This is a genomic window from Ensifer sp. Root142, assembly GCF_001426785.1.
GTDB classification, from domain to species: Bacteria; Pseudomonadota; Alphaproteobacteria; order Rhizobiales; family Rhizobiaceae; genus Ensifer; species Ensifer canadensis.
Window position 1 is genome coordinate 23,648 of record NZ_LMFK01000030.1, and the last position, 17,717, is coordinate 41,364.

A 17,717-nucleotide genomic window follows, 5' to 3' on the forward strand; every position below is an offset into this window, starting at 1 on the left:
CGCATGGGCTGCCGTCCCCGCCAGCGCGCGAACGAGCGTGGTCTTCCCGGTTCCGCCCTTCGGGTTGGCGATAGTGACGATCATGGTGGCTCCTTCAGYTCAAGGATAAATTATAATTAATTACAAAAGTTGCCTTTYGCAACGTAATTATTGCCCGTTGCTCGTTCACCATTGATGATTGATGACCGATGATTGCCCGCTGACGACGGGTAATGGTCAATAGGCAATCAACAATGGGCCATTAATGATGAACAACATGTGCACTGCTAATTGTTAATTATCAACGATGAATAACCAGTTGCCAGCGCTGCAAGTGGGGATGAGCGCGTTAAAAGCGGGTAATTGTTCGCGCCGGAGTTTGTCGGTTCGCGCCAATCGGCCGAGGTGGTCGGATCGAGATCGTTCGTTGGAGTATGCTAGAATTTCGAATAAATTATAGTTGTCTTTTCTGTGGCAGGATAGTCAAGTTTGTGGTACAAACTCGACGTCGCCCCGCCTCCGGCAGGGCTGTGGTTCGCGCCTCTGGCGCTCCGGGTCGCCTCCGGCAACCTGACAAGCGGGAAGGAAACAATGCGGAGCGAGGTGATNTGCCCCGCCTCCGGCAGGGCTGTGGTTCGCGCCTCTGGCGCTCCGGGTCGCCTCCGGCAACCTGACAAGCGGGAAGGAAACAATGCGGAGCGAGGTGATTAGGGTCCGTTTGCAGCCGGAGGAGCGCGAGGCGCTTGCCGTGTTGTGCGGAGAAGACCGCACCGCCAGCGACGTGATCCGGCTGCTGTTTCGCGATCAGGCGGGCCTTCCGCTTCCGGTTGGATCGTCCGAGGCAGACGCGCTGCGCGACACCAATGAGGAGCTGCGGCGGATCGGTATCAATCTCAACCAGGCGGTCCGGGCGATGAATGAGGGGCGCGTCGCCTATGAACCGGATCTCGACGCGGCGCTGCGCACTCTTCTCGACGGCCTGTTTCGGCTGCGGGCCGACGTCGACCTGATGCTGCGGATCAGCTGTGGGGARCGGAGGGGGACTGGCCGTGGCGCATGATTGGWCCGGGCTGCTCGGCGCGATCGAGACCTATACCGTCCGTCGAGCATCGTCATCGAGACCTATACCGTCCGTCGAGCATCGTCGCTGATTGACGAGGATGAGGAATCGCGCCGGCGGCGCGCGATCGGTATCGCGATGTCGGGGCAGGCKCCGCAGSAGCGCTTTGTACCGTCTGGCATTGCGAGCAAGACACGTCGAGGTCCGATATCGCCGAACGAGCCGACGATCGCGTCAATTCTGCAGGCTTCCCGGGCATCGCAGCGAGGTGTCATCGCCCTCGTCGGTGCCTTGGGTGCTGGCCGCAATCTGGATGACGAAGAGGAATTGAAGAAGTCGGCCGGCGGGGGAGGGGGCGCAGGCCTTTCCGTGCCTCGCATGGCTCGGCCGATCTCCACGCGACGCGCCGCAACGGRTAGATCCTCAGCGGAAACCGCGAGCCGTGCAGCGATTGCCGCCGGTGCACAGCCGGTCGTGATCAAGGTGACGTCGACGGTATCGAGCCGGGCTTCGGTCCGGGCTGCTCGGCGCGATCGAGACCTATACCGTCCGTCGAGCATCGTCGCTGATTGACGAGGATGAGGAATCGCGCCGGCGGCGCGCGATCGGTATCGCGATGTCGGGGCAGGCGCCGCAGSAGCGCTTTGTACCGTCTGGCATTGCGAGCAAGACACGTCGAGGTCCGATATCGCCGAACGAGCCGACGATCGCGTCGATCCTGCAGGTGTCCCAGGCATCGCAGGGAGGTGTCATCGCGCTCGTCGTTGCCTTGGGTGCTGGCCGCAATCTGGATGACGAAGATGAATTGAAGAAGTCGGCCGGCGGGGGAGGGGGCGCAGGCCTTTCCGCGCCTCGCATGGCTCAGCCGATCTCCACCCGCCGCGCCGCAACGGGTAGATCCTCAGCGGAAACCGCGAGCCGTGCAGCGATTGCCGCCGGTGCACAGCCGGTCGTGATCAAGGTGACGTCGACGGTATCGAGCCGGGCTTCGGCNTAGATCCTCAGCGGAAACCGCGAGCCGTGCAGCGATTGCCGCCGGTGCACAGCCGGTCGTGATCAAGGTGACGTCGACGGTATCGAGCCGGGCTTCGGCCGCCGGCCTGATGACCTATCTCGGAACGCGCGAAGTCGAGAAGGAAAACGGCGACAGGGGCAAGGTCGATATCCCGATCTACGATCAGGATGGCCTCGCGGTCGCAAGCCGCGAGGACCGGGCCGCGGCGCTGGCCGAATGGGGCGCGGAATTCCGTNGCAAGGTCGATATCCCGATCTACGATCAGGATGGCCTCGCGGTCGCAAGCCGCGAGGACCGGGCCGCGGCGCTGGCCGAATGGGGCGCGGAATTCCGTAACGCCTATGCAGTCAATGCGCTGGCCACCTTTTCCATGAAGCTTGCTGATGAGGTCGATGAGGCGACACTTCACGACGCCCTGAATGCCGCGTTCGGATCAAAGCCTTTCCTCTATTCCCGGCATCCGGATGGCAAGGTCTCGGTCTACGCGGTAACGGACCTGCCGGCCAAGAAGATCGCCGGAGCGCTGAAGACCCGCGAGAAAGGCGAGGGGCCGGCGCGCNGGATGGCAAGGTCTCGGTCTACGCGGTAACGGACCTGCCGGCCAAGAAGATCGCCGGAGCGCTGAAGACCCGCGAGAAAGGCGAGGGGCCGGCGCGCGCTGTCGAAAATGCGGARGCCAGTTTTGCACGCCGATTGGCCGACGCTGGAGTGACGGCCGAGGTGCGTATTCTCGGCGCGGCCGTCTCCGAAAAATCCGGACGCTACTTCCTCGAAAAATTCCTTCGCACCGAGAGGGGTGTCACAACGAGCTCAGGCGATCTGATCGAGCGCGGGTCGAGCGTCAAGGAAAAGGCGGATAGGATTTGGCGGGACTGGTCATCCCACATTCGCACCGTCGAGCCACGTAATGCTTTCCATGTCATCTTCTCGGCGCGGGCCGGAACCGATCCGGAAGCGATGAAGCGGGCCGTGCGGGATTTTCTGAGCGAGCAGGTCGCCGGGCACAAGTGGATCACCGCTCATCATCCGGATACCGGCCATGTGCATGTCCATGCGATGATCTCGGCGCGAGACGACATCGGCAAGGCGCTGCGCCTCACCAAGCCGGAACTCTACGAATGGCGCGAGCGGTTCGCGGCAAAGGCACGCGAGCATGGCATCGCCATGGTCGCCACGCGGCGCGCGGATGTGGCGGCTACCCGATCATACAGCCAGGCGCAAGCCGGCGCCTATGAGCGCGCCAAGACCAATTCGCGTTACTTAAAAACCTCATCTGTCGTCAAACGTGTCGAGCGCAAGCGCGCCGGCGTCGTGGATCCCGCCTCCTTGACAAATAGAAACCTCGCGCTTGCTCCAAAATGGCAGGCAACCGCAAACGCCTTGAAGAAGACCGGCGCGGAGCCGTCGGTGATCGCGGCGGCCGACCGGTTCGCAGCCGCGGCGGCGGGACAAGCTGCGCAGCCAGCCGGCTTTGCTCTCCTTCGTCTGGAGACGGAGGAGGTCGCTGACCGCGACGCGATGATTGAGATCGTCCAGCGGGTGGCCGGCGTCGATAGCAACTTCGTTTCGGCCGGCGGCAAGACAATTTATGTGCTGGCGCCCACAACGGCGAGCATCAGCAAAATAGAGCGCGAACTCGCCAAGCAGAACGACGAGTTTGACCCGGGCGGAGAGACGCTGTCCGTCGTCAGGGATTTCGAGGCGCGGATGCTCAAGCTGGGGYTGCGTTCTGACGTAATCATTGAGGCGGTGGGCTCCTCGAAGGAGGGTTYACCGTCGCCCTGGCTTCAAAAGCGGTTTGAAGCCTTTGCGCAGCGATCCGGCGCGCCGTCGARCGAGCCGTCGGCGGCACTCAAGACTCTCATCGCAAACATTCAACAGCAGAAGGAAAAGACCATGCCCCTATCGCTGGARCAGTTCGACGAGCGTGTTTCTCGAGCGAACAAATCGATGGACCGCCTCGAGACCATGGTCGACAGTAGTGCGGAGCGCCAGGCCGTCGAGGAGATGCGCAAGGAAATYTCYGCGCTCTTTGCCGAGYAGCGCCGYGACATCCAGATGCAGCARATGCAATCGGTCGCTGACACCGCAGGGGGAGGGGGCAAACCGCCGGSCGCCCGSRCCGACGMGACACGCTCCCAGGACCGGGGATCGCCGCCGACGAGTGATCCCGCCATCGCCGCCCAGCAGCAGGCGATTGCCGCCGGTCGTGCCGCTCGTGCGGCGCGGGAACAGGCTGCCACTGCCAAAGGTGCCCAGGACGAGCAGCGCCAGCAGATCCTCCGGCAGGCTGAGCAGGATCGCCAGCGCAGCAATGACCGCGATGGCGCGGAGCGGTAGGCTCGATACTACTCTTCCATCAAGCCGYCAGTTCAGGGTCTYAGGTCACCGCACCTCCACCAAGGGATCAACAGGAGCTTGCCAGCTCGAAGCCGGTCTTTTCGCTCGTCGAGAACACGCGAACAATCGACGCGTTTTCTTTTNATGCAATCGGTCGCTGACACCGCAGGGGGAGGGGGCAAACCGCCGGGCGCCCGCGCCGACGAGACACGCTCCCAGGACCGGCCCGCGCCGGTAGCTGTCGATTCCGCGATAGCCGCCCAGCAGCAGGCAATTGCCGCCGGTCGTGCCGCTCGTGCGGCGCGGGAACAGGCTGCCACTGCCAAAGGTGCCCAGGACGAGCAGCGCCAGCAGATCCTCCGGCAGGCTGAGCAGGATCGCCAGCGTGGCAATGACCGCGATGGCGCGGAGCGCTGATCCGTCTGTAGTCTCCCTCATGTGGGGGATTCGGCCGCCGCCCGTGGCGACATCATCGATATTGCTCGGTCGACCGCCTGCCGAGAGGCGACCTGATCACGAACGCGTCTTTGATGCGCTCGATCGCGCCCGCGCCAAATTCCCGGACATGGTCCTGCTGCACGGCGGTTCGCTGAAGGGCGCCGAGCGCATTGCCGCCTGCTGGGCGGAAAGCCGCAAGGTGACCCAGATCACCTTCAAGCCGAACTGGACGAAGCACGCCAAGGCGGCTCCCTTCCGCCGCAACGACGACATGCTCTCGATCATGCCCGCCGGCGTCATCATCTTCTCGGGGTCCGGGATCACCGACGCGTGAGCGCCATGACCACAAGGCACTCTACGACCGGCCACGAGTTGTGCCCGGTCGCGCTCGCATCATGCCGATGGTGGGTGCAGCCTTGTATCGAGAGCGAAAGCCTCCTGGAACTTCAGCGCATAGGCCTCGGTGGCGGCGCTTGCCACGAAGACCAGGTTCCAGCTATGCGCCGACACCGCGCTCGGGATCGCGACAAAGCGATGCCGGCGAAGCAGATCGTCGCCGAACGCCTGTTGGCCCGCGCTCGGGATGCCGGGGCGCAGCCAGTTCGGATTGGGAACGCTGGAAGGATCGACGACATGCACCGCGGAGATGTCAGCGACCACGGCCGCCGTCAGAACATGCGGAACGGTATCAAGCACGCGAAAACCTTTATGGACCGCGACCTCAAGGATCGCCGTCGACGGGTCGATCGAGCAATAGACCGCGCGCATGCCCCTGCTGTTCCAGCGCCCGCCGACACGATAGGCGCCTTCCCCACTATCCCAGGTCGGGGCATAGGCGGCTTGGTCGAGCCGCCATGCAATCAGCTCGGAACCACCGAGCGCAATCGGCAGAGGCGTCATGCATAGACGCCGTATTCGAGCCGTTGGAGATAGTCCTCGATGAGTTCGACGCCGGCGGGCGTTCCCAAAAGATCGATCGGGCGGCGCTGGTCGAGCCCGATTGCCGGACGCTCCAGCCATTGCTCGGCTTCCGCCTGCGTTCCCAGGACATCCGTCGCCTTTGCCAGGATCTCGGCGAACTTCCATGCCCGCCCGCTTTGCTCCTGGCTAAGCGGCTTGGACGGCGCATCCCTGCGCCGCTGCCACGTCCGCAAGCTCATGCCGACGGCCTTTTCGAGGGATTCGGTCTTGCCGATGAAGAGCAGGCTTCCGACGAGGTGATCGATCGCCGAAGCCGGCAAGCCATGCAGCAGGAGCTCATGGGCATCGAGCGCACTCGTCAGACGGCGCGACAGGACACGCGTTCCGCCGAGCAACGCTGCGACCTTCTGCAATTCTCCGCCGGTTGCTTCCGGGAAGCCATTTTCCACCGCAAGTGCCATGGTGCATCTCCTACGTCATCTGTCGTTCCATATATGACAGCTGGCGCGACTTCTTTCAATAGGTCCGTGGAAGCCGACAGCCTCGACCGCGTCACTGCGGCTTTGCGGGGCAGGCAGTTTCACGCCACACTTTTGTGTTCGCTCAGCGAAGGTATGGCGGCCGAAACCCGCGCCGAGATGGATCGGGAACTCTTTGAGCGTGATGCTCAACGAGGCGAAACAAGTCAGTGCAAAAGTAATCATGCATCGAATCATCTTTGGCCCTTGAGGCGCCGGCACATTCAAATGGGCCGTTGACGCTGCAAATGATATGTCACTACATTGCGCTACTTGCGGACGGCCGCTATGAGCGCAGCGAGACGAAGATGCACGTCACGCGATTGATTCACCTCAGTGAACTACTTGATTTTTCGCCAATAGATTTGATCATGGCCGCTGCTCTTATCGTTTGGGCAAAACACTGGCCGAGGCCGAGAGTCGCCGTAAGCCGATCAAAATCGTGGAGACGCTTCCCCTTGATGCGGTCGAGTCGCTGTTGACCCTAGTAGAGACGATGGTCACTCTTCGGCCGGAGCGAAGTGAAACGTAGGTTCTCGATCGTCGCGTTTACGGCCGAGGACTGCTCCGCTTCTGGGATCGGTAGATCGGCTTGCACCGCGCTCAAGAGGTTTGGACAAGTTGATGTATGCTGGCGTCAACAATTGTGTACAAAAGCATCGCCGCTCCGATCGCTGAAAACGTAATTGGACGGCCGAAGCGCGAAGAGGACTTCCTGACTGACCGGCAAATAGCCGGCCACGCCGGTAACCCGTCCCATCGAGTGCGGGATGGATATCCTTGCAAGGGACCATCCCGCGCGTCTTAGAACGCGTTCCATTCGAAGGTCCACGACGGCCGCGATTTGCGGATAGTGGCGCTGTAATGCCCAATCCACCATGCCGGCGAAAAGGCTTCGAGTCGCCAGATTGATAAACTCCTGGTTTCGGCATCTTTCAGTGTCGACGCAGAAACGTGATGCTTCGACCAGGCCTGCAGGCAGAGATGGGCTGTTGGTCAACAGGTAGGAGAAGACAGTCGAGAGCATGGTTGACCCGTGCGTCGGTAGAAATCTCACCGTCCCGACGACATGATCTCGAGCGTCGACAACCAGCAGATAGTCAGGCGACAATTGATCGAAGATGTCGGTTTCTTCATCCCGAGAGACGGTCACCTTCCAACCAAGCCGATGGTGGAAGACCTTGGCGCGCAGCCTGTAAGACTGTCTTAGCCAGATCATTGTCTGGCACGACGCCGACCCCTGTATGGCGACTACTTTCATGTTCCCTCACTCGCTTTAGGAAGAAACGATATCGATGGAACGTCGCCGCCGATACTCAGGAAAATGAGCATGTGTCGTCAACAAAATGTGATCTTTGGTTGTAGGCATGGTTATCCCACCCGCCCGCCGTTCCTGGTCTCAGATGCGGATCTCTCGACGTTTGATCGCTGTCACGATCGTATGCACCGAGTTCACGGTGCCGAGACGTTCGCGAGTGTCACGCAAATGCCGTTCGACAGTTGCCTCCGATATGCCGAGGATTGTTGCCGTCTCTGAGGCGGTCTTTCCCGAGGCGATCCAGTCGCAGATCTCGGCCTGCCTTTTTGTCAGAACTGGATGTGCCGTTTCCTCTTTCAGGCGCAGTATCTTCTGGTAACCACAGAAGCCCGCGGCCTCGATGAGAAAGCGAAGCGGGGGCCGTTGTTCGATTTCGCCGCCGGCGATGGAGACAACGCCGATTTGTCCATTCGCACCGTGGACCGGCAGGCAGAAACCGTCTCTCAGGCCGAATGCTTCCGCCGATTTCATGACCTCATATTCCGCTTGTGGCAGCCTCCGGTGCGTAACGCTGCGCCAGCTGAACAACTGATCTGTCCTAAGACACAGCGACGCGCATGGATCATGGGTAACGAGTTTGTTTTCAAAGTAGTGCACCGACCAGCTTTTTGGCCAAAGATCCGCGAGAACCTGCGGTGTCCAGACAGACTCCACGGTCGGAGACAGAAGAGCGACCAGACAGGCATCAAATCCGAATGGCTCCAGAAGATTTCGAAGAGCTTCGCCCACCCCTCGGGGCGTCGTCGCTTGTGTAACAGCGTCGGAGAAAAGGCTAAGCGCTTCCCAAGAATTCCGCATCGCACAACCCGCATAAACTAACCTTCTCGATTTAGTTGTGAACTGAACGGTCGACAATCGGGGGATTATCGATTGCTTACTATAGTAGGTGGGTTCCGAGTGGCGTTTATGACAAATGGAGGTATGCGCCTGAGATCGGTATTTGCGAGAAATCTGCGTATTTTGCGCCACCGCTCAGGGATGTCACAGTCCGAGTTAGCGCAACTCGCAGGGCTGGATCGCAATTATGTTGGTAAATTAGAGCGAGAAGAAAGCGCTCCCACCGTCGACACGCTCGAGGCCCTGGCAATTGCGCTCATGACAGATCCACAGGCTCTTGTAGATAGAGATCTCACTCACTCGCCTTGATCGACTTTTTGGTTTTTCTGTCTGCATCGTGGTCGGTTATGAGCTCCACGACCGTGACCCCAAGTGCTTCGGCGAATTTGACAAGGGAGAGAGCAGTTGGATTCCTTCTGCCTGCTTCGAGCCCGCTGATGTAGGCCCTCGAGGAATCCGATCGAAACGACAGTTCTTCCTGAGAGAGCGATCGCTCTCTTCTAAAGCGCTGGATGTTTTTCCCGATTATCACCCTGATGTCCATGCGTCATGGATGCGCGGGTGCAAACTATAGGACGACAAACTTTAGTGCACATTTTTAATTGACAGGGCCTGCTCATATCTGACCTAATTCAAAAAATGGAACGATGTACGCAGGAGCGGGACAATAAAATGCAGGGAAATATGTCTTTGGAGCGAGGGCTCATGGTTCTGAAAGCCGTCGCGAGCTCGTCTGAGCCACTCGGCGTTCGCGAGATCGCGAGGCGGGTTGAACAAAGCCCTTCAAGCATCCAACGCCTGCTTCATACGCTGTGTGCGCAAGGGTTTGTCGATCAGATTGAATCCACCAAGAGATATTGTGCGGGACACGAGATACTCAATCTCGCTCGCACGTTACTCGAACAGGACGAGTTGATCGCCCTGGCCGACGCCGAGCTGCGTTTGCTTGCGCAGAGCAACGACCTGAACGGCTTCCTCGGCGCCCGTCGAGGCAGTAAGGCCTTCTACCTTGCCGCGGTGCAGAGCAATGGTTCCTTGGTCATTCGCGCAACGCCGGGTGAGAGCATGTTCCTGCATTCAACAGCACTGGGAAAAGCGCTGCTGATCGATTGCAGTGACGACGATATCCGCGCCCTCGCTGCCGAGGAGCCCTTCGTACGCAGGACGCCACGCACTGTCACCGATCCTGAAAAACTGATGGACCAGCTGCGGCGCGCTCGAAGCGTGGGATACACCACAGCCCTCAACGAGAATATTCCCGGCATCTTCTCGATTGGTGCCCCTCTCCGCAATGCGAAGGGGGTGATCGTGGCTGCGATCAGCGTTGCTTTCCCCCGCGCGGCGCAACCCAACCTTGCCGTCGCCGCCGTCGGCGAGAGGGTCATGGCGGCGGCCGCAGCGATTGAAATGGCGCGCGGCGTCGTGCGCGCGAACGTAAGCGAGAAATCCGATGCTGCTTAATCTATCGCGCCTCGAGCGCAATATGGATGCTGAAGGCCTGGATGCCGTCATCGCCACCGGAGCGGAAAATGTCACCTATCTCAGCGGCTTCTGGGCATTGCCACAATGGATCCGCCCGGGCCCGCAAGCCTACGCTGTCTGGCCACGGGCCGACGCGGAGACGAGGTCCAGCGTAATCACGAGCAGCGGGACGCTCGATCTGATTGCCGATCAGAATGTCTGGGCTGCGCGCGTCGCGCGTTATGGCGAGTTTGCGGTCGAAGTCGGCGCCGACGTCGAAAACGACCTTACGAGCCGGCGGCTCGCGGAGATGCAGTCCCTTCGGGAGCATGCAAGTCCCGTTGAGGCACTGGCCGCAGAGCTTGAGGAGCTTGGCCTGAGAAAGGCCCGAATAGGGCTGGATCTATCGGGCCTGTCTCCCGGCTATCTCGAGCAGCTCAGCGCCAAATGCCCGCAAGCATCCTTCATCGATGCACAGCCGCTCTTCCGATCTACTCGATCCGTCAAAAGCCCCTCGGAGATCGAGCGGCTTCGGCGCGTCGGTAAAGTCGCGGAAATATCCGTAGAGGCGGCCTTGGCCGTTGCACGGGCTGGAATCACAGAGATCGAAATGGCCCGCGTATTTCACGAGAAGACCGTCCGAGAGGATACGTTACCAATCCTTGGCTGTATCGGGTTCGGTGAGCGGAGCGCCCTGATGAATGTTCAGCCTTCGCAACGCTCACTGAGGCCGGACGACATCATCCGCTTCGACGTCGGTGGGCGGTATCAACACTATCGAGCCGATATCGCGAGGATCGCGTCTTTCGGAGAGCCTAGTTCCGGACTGCGCAGCCAGTACGCCGCGCTACGGGCCGGTGTCGAACACGGCGCCTCGATTGTCAGACCGGGCCTGAGCGCCAGCGAACTTTTCGGCGAGATCATGCGCGCCGTTCAGGACGCAGGTCTCGATCGATACCGAAGAAATCACGTCGGCCACGGTATCGGGCTCGATGGCTACGATTCTCCACTCCTTGCTCCCGGCTCGAAAGACGTTCTCGAAGAGGGAATGGTGCTGTGCATCGAGACGCCTTTTTACATGATCGGCTCGTATGGGCTGCAAGTCGAGGACATGTTCGTCGTCACCGGGCAAGGCGCCGAGCGGCTGACATCCTCCGGAGATATTAGAGTGATTGCGCCATGACCGTCGTTATCGAGCACCTATCCTGTCTGCGTTGCGAGGCAACCTATCCATCCGGTTTCCCAATCGACTCACGCGGTTGCCCACGCTGTGCTGCGACCGCGCCTTCGAACCTGCGGCCGATCTACGAGGCTCGTTGGCCGCAGGTGGATCACGGCTTTACCCAAATCCCCTCGATGTGGCGGTACGGTTCGATGCTGCCAATCGAAAGCAGCGCGACGGTTTCTCTGGGCGAGGGCCTCACACCCCTCTCGCCGGCGGAGCGCTTGGGAGTCAAATTCGATGTCAAACGGCTTCTGATCAAAGACGAGAGCCGCAACCCGACCGGCTCGCACAAGGATCGGTTTTCCGCAGTCCTCACCTCCTATGCAAGGCAGCGCGGATATTCGACAATCGCCACTGCGTCATCCGGAAATGCTGGAGCCTCATTGGCGGCTTATGCGGCGCATGCCGGTCTTCAATGTATTGTCTCCACGTTTAACGGGGGACCGGCTCCGATGCTCGCTCAGATCCGAGCCTTCGGTGCGACGGTTGTGCCGTTCGACGAGAAGATGGATCGGTGGAAATTCCTGGCCGAGGGCTGGGAGCGCCGGCGATGGGTGGTCGCCTCTCCGTTCAGCGCACCGGTGGTTGGAAGCCATCCTATCGGTGTCGAGGGCTACAAGACCATTGCGTTCGAGTTGGCGGAACAGATGAATGGTCGGGATCTCGACTGGTGTGCGCTTCCCGTCTGCTACGGCGACGTGTTGAGCGGGGTCTGGGAAGGCTTCAAGGAAGCGTTCAACGCCGGTCTCGTCCGAAAACTCCCGCGCCTGATCGCGGCGGAGGTTTACGGCTCGCTAGACGCGGCGATGAGCTGCGGGTCCGACCAAGTCGCCGCAATGGCGCGGCCTTTCGCTACCGTTGCCCTGTCGATCGGCGCCACCCAGAGCAGTTTCCAGGCGCTGCGCGCCCTGCGGCAATCCCGAGGGATTGCCTGCTCAGTTGACAACGACCGCCTGCTCGCGGCGCAACGGGACCTGGCGATGCTTGAGGGTATTTTCGCCGAACTGTCGGCTGTGGCACCGCTTGTCGCCATCGATACACTTCGCCGGACCGGCGTCATTGCCGGTCCGGATTGTGTGGCGGCCGTGATCACGGCCTCCGGAATGAAAGATTTCGATATCTCGCAACAGGCGATTCCAGCCGTAAAGGCGTATGCCAGGCCGTCTGCTGCCTGGGACGAAATTGAACAAACTCTGCTTGTGTAAGCGTCGCCACCGCAAAAGAAATCTGTCCTGACCAACAAGGGGGAGCTCTATGAATAGGCGCTCATTTCTCTTCACGTCCGCAACTCTGGCGGCGTTTTCGAAAATCTCGTTCGCCCAGGCGAATCCTGCGCCCACCGACAATGCGACGATCGTCGTCGGTTTCTCTGCAGGCGGGGCCGGTGATTTGGCCGCCCGCATTGCGGCGGAGCACGTCAAGCTGACGGACTCATATCCGGTCGGCGTCGAATTCCGGCCCGGCGCCGGCGGAACCATTGCGACCGATCAGATCCGGCGTGCCAAGGCCGATGGAACGGTGTTGTCGCTCTATTCGGCAAGCCCGCTTCTCGTTGCACCGCATCTGCAGTCGCTACCCTATGATCCTCTGCGCGACTTCTCCTATATCGCGGCCTATTCGAACATCGCCATTCCCGCTTTTGTCCGAACGGATAGTCCTTTCAAGGAGTGGCCCGATCTTATTAAGTTCGGGAGGGACAATCCCGGAAAGCTGCGTTGGGCGACTGCCGCCCCTCGCGGCATCGGCCATATTGCGACCGAGGCGGCATTCCGCAAAGAGGGCGTCACAGCCGCTTTCGTCCCATTTTCTGGCGGAGCAGATGCGATCACCGCTCTCCTTGGCGGACATATCGATATGGTGGTTTCCTCGGACTTTGCAGCTCATCTCAAGGCCGGCAAGGTGCGGCTTCTGGTCGAAACCGGGCCGGAGCCGGTGAGCGGGCATCCCGATGTCCCGACCTTCAAGCAGCTCGGCTATCCGCTTTCCGTCGCTAGTGCCTACGGGCTCTTCGGACCGGCAAAATTGCCGGCACAGGTACTGCAATACTGGCAGGACTCTCTTCGCGTCATGACCAGGACCGACCTCTACAAGCGGTTCCTGGAAACTTTGGGCGGCCAGGCGACTTTCCAGGAAGGCCAGGCTTTTCACGAAGAGATCGCCCGGAACTATCGCGAGATCGGGAAACAGATCGAGCTTCTGGGGCTGCGGCCATGAGGCTCGCATCGATTGTCGCCGCGTGCTTAGTCGTCGTGTCGATCGTCGCGATCAGCTCATCCCTTTCGCATGGGGTCTGGAAACACGGGATGCCTGGGCCGGGTCTCTTCCCCGTAGCGGCGGCAATCCTTCTTCTCGTGGCGCTAGCCGCAACGATGCGGGAAGGATGGCGTCAGGAGGGAATGGACGAGAGGATCGAGATCCCTCGCTTCCTCGGATATGGCGTCGCCATCATCGGATTTGTGGGGCTGCTTAGCATCGCCGGGACGCTGCCCGCAATCTTCGTCTTTCTTAGCTTGGTCGTGGCCATCGTTGAGCGGTTGCGCTGGCCACAAGCCCTCGCCATCGCGTCGGGCACGACCTTCGCATGCTGGGCGGTCTTCGAGAGGCTCCTGGGCGTGCCCCTGCCTGCCGGTTTCTGGAGTTGACCATGGACTCAATCATCAATCTTCTTGGCGGTCTGCTCGTTGCGATCGAACCATCCAATCTCCTTGTCGCGTTGATCGGGGTCGTAATCGGCACGGCCGTCGGCGTGCTGCCGGGACTCGGCCCCACCGCAACAGTCAGCCTCCTCCTTCCAATTTCCGTATCGCTCGACCAGACGGCCGCGATCATCCTTCTGGCGGCGATCTATTACGGCGCAATGTATGGCGGGTCGATCACCTCCATCCTGATCCGCGTGCCTGGCGAGGCCGCAAGTGCGATCACGTCGCTCGACGGTTATGCGATGACACGACAGGGGCGGGCGGGCGCCGCTCTCGGCATGTCGGCCTCCGCAAGTTTCATCGCTGGCATCGCCGCCACATTCGGCATCGCTCTGGTAGGCCCTGCCTTTGCCGACGTCGCTCTTCGTTTCGGCCCAATCGAGAAGACCGCCCTGGTCTTCTTTGGACTAACCCTTGCAGCCTCGGTCGGCAGCGGGTCCCGGGCAAGGGCCTGGGTCATGATTGGCCTTGGTCTCCTCCTGTCCACTGTCGGGGTGGATCTTGTCACCGGCGAAGAAAGGTTCACATTCGGCAGCGCCGATATGCGTGACGGCATCGATATCGCGGTCCTCGCAATGGGTATGTTCGGAGTGAGCGAGGTGCTTGTCGCAGCGCAGCGAAAACAGCCGCCCGAGACGAGCAGCTTCGATCGATATCGGCTCCGTGACCTGTTGCCCACCCGGTCCGATTGGCGAGCCGCGGCCGGCCCGATATCGCGCGGCTCCGCGCTGGGATTTTTCCTTGGTCTCCTTCCCGGCGGCGGGGCTTTGATAGCGAGCTTTGCAAGTTACGTGATGGAGAAGAAGATTTCCCGCGCGCCGCACCGGTTCGGAAAAGGAGCGATCGAAGGTGTGGCCGGGCCGGAAAGCGCCAACAATGCGGCAGCACAGGCGAGCTTTATCCCGCTACTTTGCCTGGGTCTTCCCGCGAACGCCGTTATCGGGGTGATCATGGGCGCGCTTCTCATGCAGGGCGTCACCCCGGGACCTTCATTGATCGCGGACCACCCCGATCTGTTCTGGGGCGTGATTGCCAGCATGCTGGTCGGAAACGCGATGCTACTAGTGCTCAACATGCCTCTTGTGCGCATCTTCGTGCTGCTGTTGCGGGTACCAGCGGCGCTTCTCACGCCGCTGATTCTAGTCTTCTGCGCGATCGGCGCCTTCAGCATCAACAACAGCCTGTTCGACGTGGGGGTGATGATGGTCTGCGGATTTGCGGCTTACGCGCTGCAGCGAGCCGGTTTCGAACTCGCGCCGCTCTTGCTGGCCTTTCTGCTCGGATCGCTTCTGGAACAGAACCTCCAGCAAAGCATCATTCTTAGTGCGGGAGAATTTAATGTCTTCATGAACAGTCCGATTGCCGTCGCGTTCAGCATTGCAGCCATCGCCATCCTCTTAGTGCCGCTGATCAGCGGCCGGAGAGCACGTCATGACCGAAGTGGCCTAACTATGACGTCCTCGATGGACCTGCGAGCCCAGGCAAACCGAAACCAGTCGGCCTCGCTACCGGCGACGATCCGGTCGATCAGGATCGGTCCGCCAGTCTCGAAGCAAGAAGATGAGCGTTGATCCTCAAGGCAGGGCAGAGCGGCATAAACTGCGTTGTAGCGATGCCCCTCGTCAGGAAGCAGAAAGACGATCTTCGCCTCAGGATTTGCGCGGGCGTACCAGTCGGCAACGAGGAATGCCGCCCCGCTTGTCGGCCCTACAAACAGGCCGTGGGAGCGGAAGAGATTGAAGGCGGCCTCCACCGCAATCCGGGCGCCGACCCAATGAACCTCGTCGACAAGATCGTGCCGAAGGTTCCTCGGCACGATGCTGTTGCCCATTCCTCGCAATTTTCGCGGAGCCGGTGGCTGCCCGAAAAGGATGCTGCCGTGGGTATCGACCGCAATCACACGAGTCTCCGGAGAAACCACCCGAAGAAAATGCGCCGTGCCGCTGATCGATCCGCCCGAGCCGACGCACGCCACCAGACAATCGATTGACCCAACTGTCCGGATGAGATGCTCAGCGACCGCTGCATAGGCGAGGGGATTGTCCGGATTGTCATACTGATTGGGCCAGAAACTGCCGGGAAAGATTTTTTGTATTTCCGCAAGCCGCTCCAGTCGAAGTTGCTGATTGCCGGAACCTTCCGGATCGTCGGTGATTGTCAGCATGGTGCCGAGGTCCCGCAGCCTGCGCGCGAAGTCCGCGTCGATCAGACTGGAGGCGGTAACCAGCGATAGTCTGTAGCCGCGCACGGCAGCCAGCATGGCCAATGCCATTCCGAACGTGCCGGACGTTGTCTCGACGATATGTCCCCCGGGTTTCAGCCTGCCGACATCTTCGGCCCGGTCGAGCATGAACCGCGCGGGAAGAAGCTTCATGAGCTGGAAGCACGCAGCATAGAGGTTGGCATGCATGGGAACCATTCTGGGAAGCTCGAAGGCTGAAAGCCGAGATCGATTGAGTTCATTCATGGTTCTGCAATTCCCTACCACTGGGAAAATGGAAAACGCCGACATTGCCAAAGCCGGAATGTTTAAGGGAGCGCGTGCCCGTCAACGCAGCCGATAGGTTGCCAACGTCAAATAGCAGGCCTGCGATATTGCCGCTGTGGGCGACCTGTATTCCTCGCGCATTGCACTCCTGGGCAAGCCAGGTGATCTCGTCAAAGCGCGCACGGGGTAGGTGGCGTTGATTGATCTGTGCGCTCAAGGTTGCGACGCGACAGAAAAGCGCGGTGTCGCGATCGGTGATCGCCCTTGAAACGAGGCCGCGAAGCACGGCGAAAAGTTCGATCTCATCGGACGAGTAGCGAGCCGGCTTGTGCTCGGTCGTGTTGATAGGGTCGTCTCCGGTATCGAATCCGACAATGAGAAGGTCTGGAAAGTCACCGGAAAAAGCTTCGATCAGCCCGCTCTGGCGATGGGCGAAAAGGACCGGCTGAATGCCGAAGGCGATCGCGTCAATGGCAGTTTCCGCCCGCACAGCGAGATCGCAGAGATCGAGACGTGAAAGCCGTTTTCCGAAGGCATCGGCAGTTGCCCGTATTGCCGCGACGACATCGGCCGTCGAAGACCCAAGACCGCTCCCGAACCGGATATTGCTGCTGATCGTCAGGTCGCCGCCGACCTTGTTCTGGCCAAGGAAATCGAGAGTCAGGCGCGCCGCAGCTGCAGCCTTTTCTCTATCGTCCGGTCGTGTTCGGATCTGCTTGCCTGTCCGCGGCCAGAAGTTGGCGACGCTCTTCAAGCGAGGGTGCGGTACCGTGAGAAGGCCGCGCCTCAGGCCGCCCTCCGGCGTCTTAAATACGCCTTGGAGAAATTCTCCATGGTGTCCAATCGCTTCGCCGTAGCCGGCACCGGGCGTGGATGGTGGAAAACCTTGCTCAGATGCCTGTGAACTGACCATCGGCCGTAACTCCGGTTGCGCCTCTATCCTTCCTCCTGCGGCAGAGTGAGGGCCATTCGCGATTTCCCGGAGATTTCATCAGCTTGTGCGGTATTTTGGCGGATCTCGTCGGTTGAATGCTAAAACGGCAGCGCTTGGGAATGCTTGATTTGGCTCAGCGCGAAGAAGCTTGCCTCTATGGAGGCAACGCCTTGCAGCCGCGTCAATCGGGTGGCCGGCGTCGATAGCAACTTCGTTTCGGCCGGTGGCAAGACAATTTGTGTGCTGGCGCCCACAACGGCGAGCGTCAGCAAAATAGAGCGGGAACTCGCCAAGCAGAACGACGAGTTTGGCCCGGGCGGAGAGACGCTGTCCGTCGTCAGGGATTTCGAGGCGCGGATGCTCAAGCTGGGATTGCGTTTTGACGTAATCATTGAGGCGGTGGGCTCCTCGAAGGAGGGTTCACCGTCGCCCTGGCTTCAAAAGCGGTTTGAAGCCTTTGCGCAGCGATCCGGCGCGCCGTCGA

General features: G+C 60.6%; 14 protein-coding genes and 3 pseudogenes. 9 read left to right on the forward strand and 8 right to left on the reverse strand.

The features are described 5' to 3' along the window. Window positions 1-4,905 precede the first annotated feature (4,905 nt). Window positions 4,906-5,166, forward strand: a pseudogene (locus ASD52_RS24445) (DUF2493 domain-containing protein); the annotation flags it as partial. A 59-nt stretch (window positions 5,167-5,225) separates the two neighbouring features. Here ASD52_RS24445 and ASD52_RS24450 read toward each other — a convergent pair. From ASD52_RS24450 to ASD52_RS37745, 4 genes are all read right to left on the reverse strand, one after another. Beyond that, window positions 5,226-5,732: an RES domain-containing protein gene (locus ASD52_RS24450; RefSeq protein ID WP_057211008.1), complete on the reverse strand. Its 507-nt coding sequence runs from the start codon at window positions 5,730-5,732 to the stop codon at window positions 5,226-5,228. Continuing rightward, window positions 5,729-6,214 (reverse strand): antitoxin Xre/MbcA/ParS toxin-binding domain-containing protein, encoded by a 486-nt coding sequence (locus tag ASD52_RS24455; protein WP_057211010.1) that lies wholly within the window; start codon window positions 6,212-6,214, stop codon window positions 5,729-5,731. The genes ASD52_RS24450 and ASD52_RS24455 overlap by 4 nt, the downstream gene beginning before the upstream one ends. 694 nt (window positions 6,215-6,908) lie before the next feature. Continuing rightward, window positions 6,909-7,532, reverse strand: a complete 624-nt coding sequence (locus ASD52_RS24460; RefSeq protein ID WP_057211012.1) for an acyl-homoserine-lactone synthase — start codon at window positions 7,530-7,532, stop codon at window positions 6,909-6,911. Window positions 7,533-7,670: 138 nt separating this feature from the next. Beyond that, window positions 7,671-8,318: a LuxR family transcriptional regulator gene (locus tag ASD52_RS37745; RefSeq protein ID WP_158268947.1), complete on the reverse strand. Its 648-nt coding sequence runs from the start codon at window positions 8,316-8,318 to the stop codon at window positions 7,671-7,673. Between the two features lie 192 nt (window positions 8,319-8,510). Here ASD52_RS37745 and ASD52_RS37750 point away from each other — a divergent pair, with 192 nt between their 5' ends. Further along, window positions 8,511-8,735, forward strand: a complete 225-nt coding sequence (locus ASD52_RS37750) for a helix-turn-helix transcriptional regulator (protein WP_082523791.1) — start codon at window positions 8,511-8,513, stop codon at window positions 8,733-8,735. On the opposite strand, the gene ASD52_RS24470 is transcribed toward ASD52_RS37750, so the two are convergent. Beyond that, window positions 8,719-8,970 (reverse strand): helix-turn-helix transcriptional regulator, encoded by a 252-nt coding sequence (locus ASD52_RS24470; protein WP_057211016.1) that lies wholly within the window; start codon window positions 8,968-8,970, stop codon window positions 8,719-8,721. The two genes, ASD52_RS37750 and ASD52_RS24470, sit on opposite strands and share 17 nt — an antisense overlap. 140 nt (window positions 8,971-9,110) lie before the next feature. Between ASD52_RS24470 and ASD52_RS24475 the strand changes: the two genes are divergently transcribed. Genes ASD52_RS24475 through ASD52_RS24500 form a run of 6 tightly spaced genes read left to right on the forward strand, consistent with a single transcriptional unit; the run spans window position 9,111 to window position 15,382 of the window. Next, on the forward strand, window positions 9,111-9,887 hold the full coding sequence (locus ASD52_RS24475) for an IclR family transcriptional regulator (RefSeq protein WP_277996370.1): 777 nt from the start codon (window positions 9,111-9,113) through the stop codon (window positions 9,885-9,887). After that, on the forward strand, window positions 9,877-11,070 hold the full coding sequence (locus tag ASD52_RS24480) for a Xaa-Pro peptidase family protein (protein ID WP_057225688.1): 1,194 nt from the start codon (window positions 9,877-9,879) through the stop codon (window positions 11,068-11,070). The genes ASD52_RS24475 and ASD52_RS24480 overlap by 11 nt, the downstream gene beginning before the upstream one ends. Continuing rightward, a complete protein-coding gene (locus ASD52_RS24485) occupies window positions 11,067-12,317 on the forward strand; it encodes a pyridoxal-phosphate dependent enzyme (protein ID WP_057225689.1) in 1,251 nt (416 codons plus the stop codon). The genes ASD52_RS24480 and ASD52_RS24485 overlap by 4 nt, the downstream gene beginning before the upstream one ends. 49 nt (window positions 12,318-12,366) lie before the next feature. Further along, window positions 12,367-13,326 carry a tripartite tricarboxylate transporter substrate binding protein gene (locus ASD52_RS24490; protein WP_057225691.1) on the forward strand — a complete coding sequence of 320 codons (960 nt, stop codon included), beginning with the start codon at window positions 12,367-12,369 and terminating at the stop codon, window positions 13,324-13,326. After that, window positions 13,323-13,754 carry a tripartite tricarboxylate transporter TctB family protein gene (locus ASD52_RS24495; protein WP_057225694.1) on the forward strand — a complete coding sequence of 144 codons (432 nt, stop codon included), beginning with the start codon at window positions 13,323-13,325 and terminating at the stop codon, window positions 13,752-13,754. Before ASD52_RS24490 ends, ASD52_RS24495 begins: the two co-directional genes overlap by 4 nt. A 2-nt stretch (window positions 13,755-13,756) precedes the next feature. Further along, on the forward strand, window positions 13,757-15,382 hold the full coding sequence (locus tag ASD52_RS24500) for a tripartite tricarboxylate transporter permease (protein ID WP_082571873.1): 1,626 nt from the start codon (window positions 13,757-13,759) through the stop codon (window positions 15,380-15,382). 62 nt (window positions 15,383-15,444) lie between these two features. Here ASD52_RS24500 and ASD52_RS40325 read toward each other — a convergent pair. The 3 genes and pseudogenes from ASD52_RS40325 to ASD52_RS40330 all read right to left on the reverse strand — a co-directional run. Next, a pseudogene (locus ASD52_RS40325) lies at window positions 15,445-16,323 on the reverse strand (PLP-dependent cysteine synthase family protein); the annotation flags it as partial. After that, window positions 16,271-17,212, reverse strand: coding sequence for a hypothetical protein (locus ASD52_RS24515; protein ID WP_057225698.1), 942 nt, complete (start codon window positions 17,210-17,212; stop codon window positions 16,271-16,273). The gene ASD52_RS24515 and the pseudogene ASD52_RS40325, both read right to left, overlap by 53 nt. A gap of 119 nt (window positions 17,213-17,331) precedes the next feature. After that, window positions 17,332-17,424 (reverse strand): annotated as a pseudogene (locus ASD52_RS40330) (AsnC family transcriptional regulator); the annotation flags it as partial. On the opposite strand from ASD52_RS40330, the gene ASD52_RS39150 reads away from it, so the two are divergent. Further along, on the forward strand, window positions 17,423-17,717 hold a 295-nt coding region (locus ASD52_RS39150), incomplete at its 3' end, for a hypothetical protein (protein ID WP_162254179.1). The pseudogene ASD52_RS40330 and the gene ASD52_RS39150 overlap by 2 nt on opposite strands.

Excerpts from the sequence above, each read along its gene's own strand:
- ASD52_RS24450 (WP_057211008.1), bottom strand. The coding sequence starts at position 5,732 with ATGACGCCTCTGCCGATTGCGCTCGGTGGTTCCGAGCTGATTGCATGG.
- ASD52_RS24455 (WP_057211010.1), bottom strand. The coding sequence starts at position 6,214 with ATGGCACTTGCGGTGGAAAATGGCTTCCCGGAAGCAACCGGCGGAGAA.
- ASD52_RS24460 (WP_057211012.1), bottom strand. The coding sequence starts at position 7,532 with ATGAAAGTAGTCGCCATACAGGGGTCGGCGTCGTGCCAGACAATGATC.
- ASD52_RS37750 (WP_082523791.1), top strand. The coding sequence starts at position 8,511 with ATGCGCCTGAGATCGGTATTTGCGAGAAATCTGCGTATTTTGCGCCAC.
- ASD52_RS24470 (WP_057211016.1), bottom strand. The coding sequence starts at position 8,970 with ATGGACATCAGGGTGATAATCGGGAAAAACATCCAGCGCTTTAGAAGA.
- ASD52_RS24475 (WP_277996370.1), top strand. The coding sequence starts at position 9,111 with ATGTCTTTGGAGCGAGGGCTCATGGTTCTGAAAGCCGTCGCGAGCTCG.
- ASD52_RS24480 (WP_057225688.1), top strand. The coding sequence starts at position 9,877 with ATGCTGCTTAATCTATCGCGCCTCGAGCGCAATATGGATGCTGAAGGC.
- ASD52_RS24485 (WP_057225689.1), top strand. The coding sequence starts at position 11,067 with ATGACCGTCGTTATCGAGCACCTATCCTGTCTGCGTTGCGAGGCAACC.
- ASD52_RS24490 (WP_057225691.1), top strand. The coding sequence starts at position 12,367 with ATGAATAGGCGCTCATTTCTCTTCACGTCCGCAACTCTGGCGGCGTTT.
- ASD52_RS24495 (WP_057225694.1), top strand. The coding sequence starts at position 13,323 with ATGAGGCTCGCATCGATTGTCGCCGCGTGCTTAGTCGTCGTGTCGATC.
- ASD52_RS24500 (WP_082571873.1), top strand. The coding sequence starts at position 13,757 with ATGGACTCAATCATCAATCTTCTTGGCGGTCTGCTCGTTGCGATCGAA.
- ASD52_RS24515 (WP_057225698.1), bottom strand. The coding sequence starts at position 17,212 with ATGGTCAGTTCACAGGCATCTGAGCAAGGTTTTCCACCATCCACGCCC.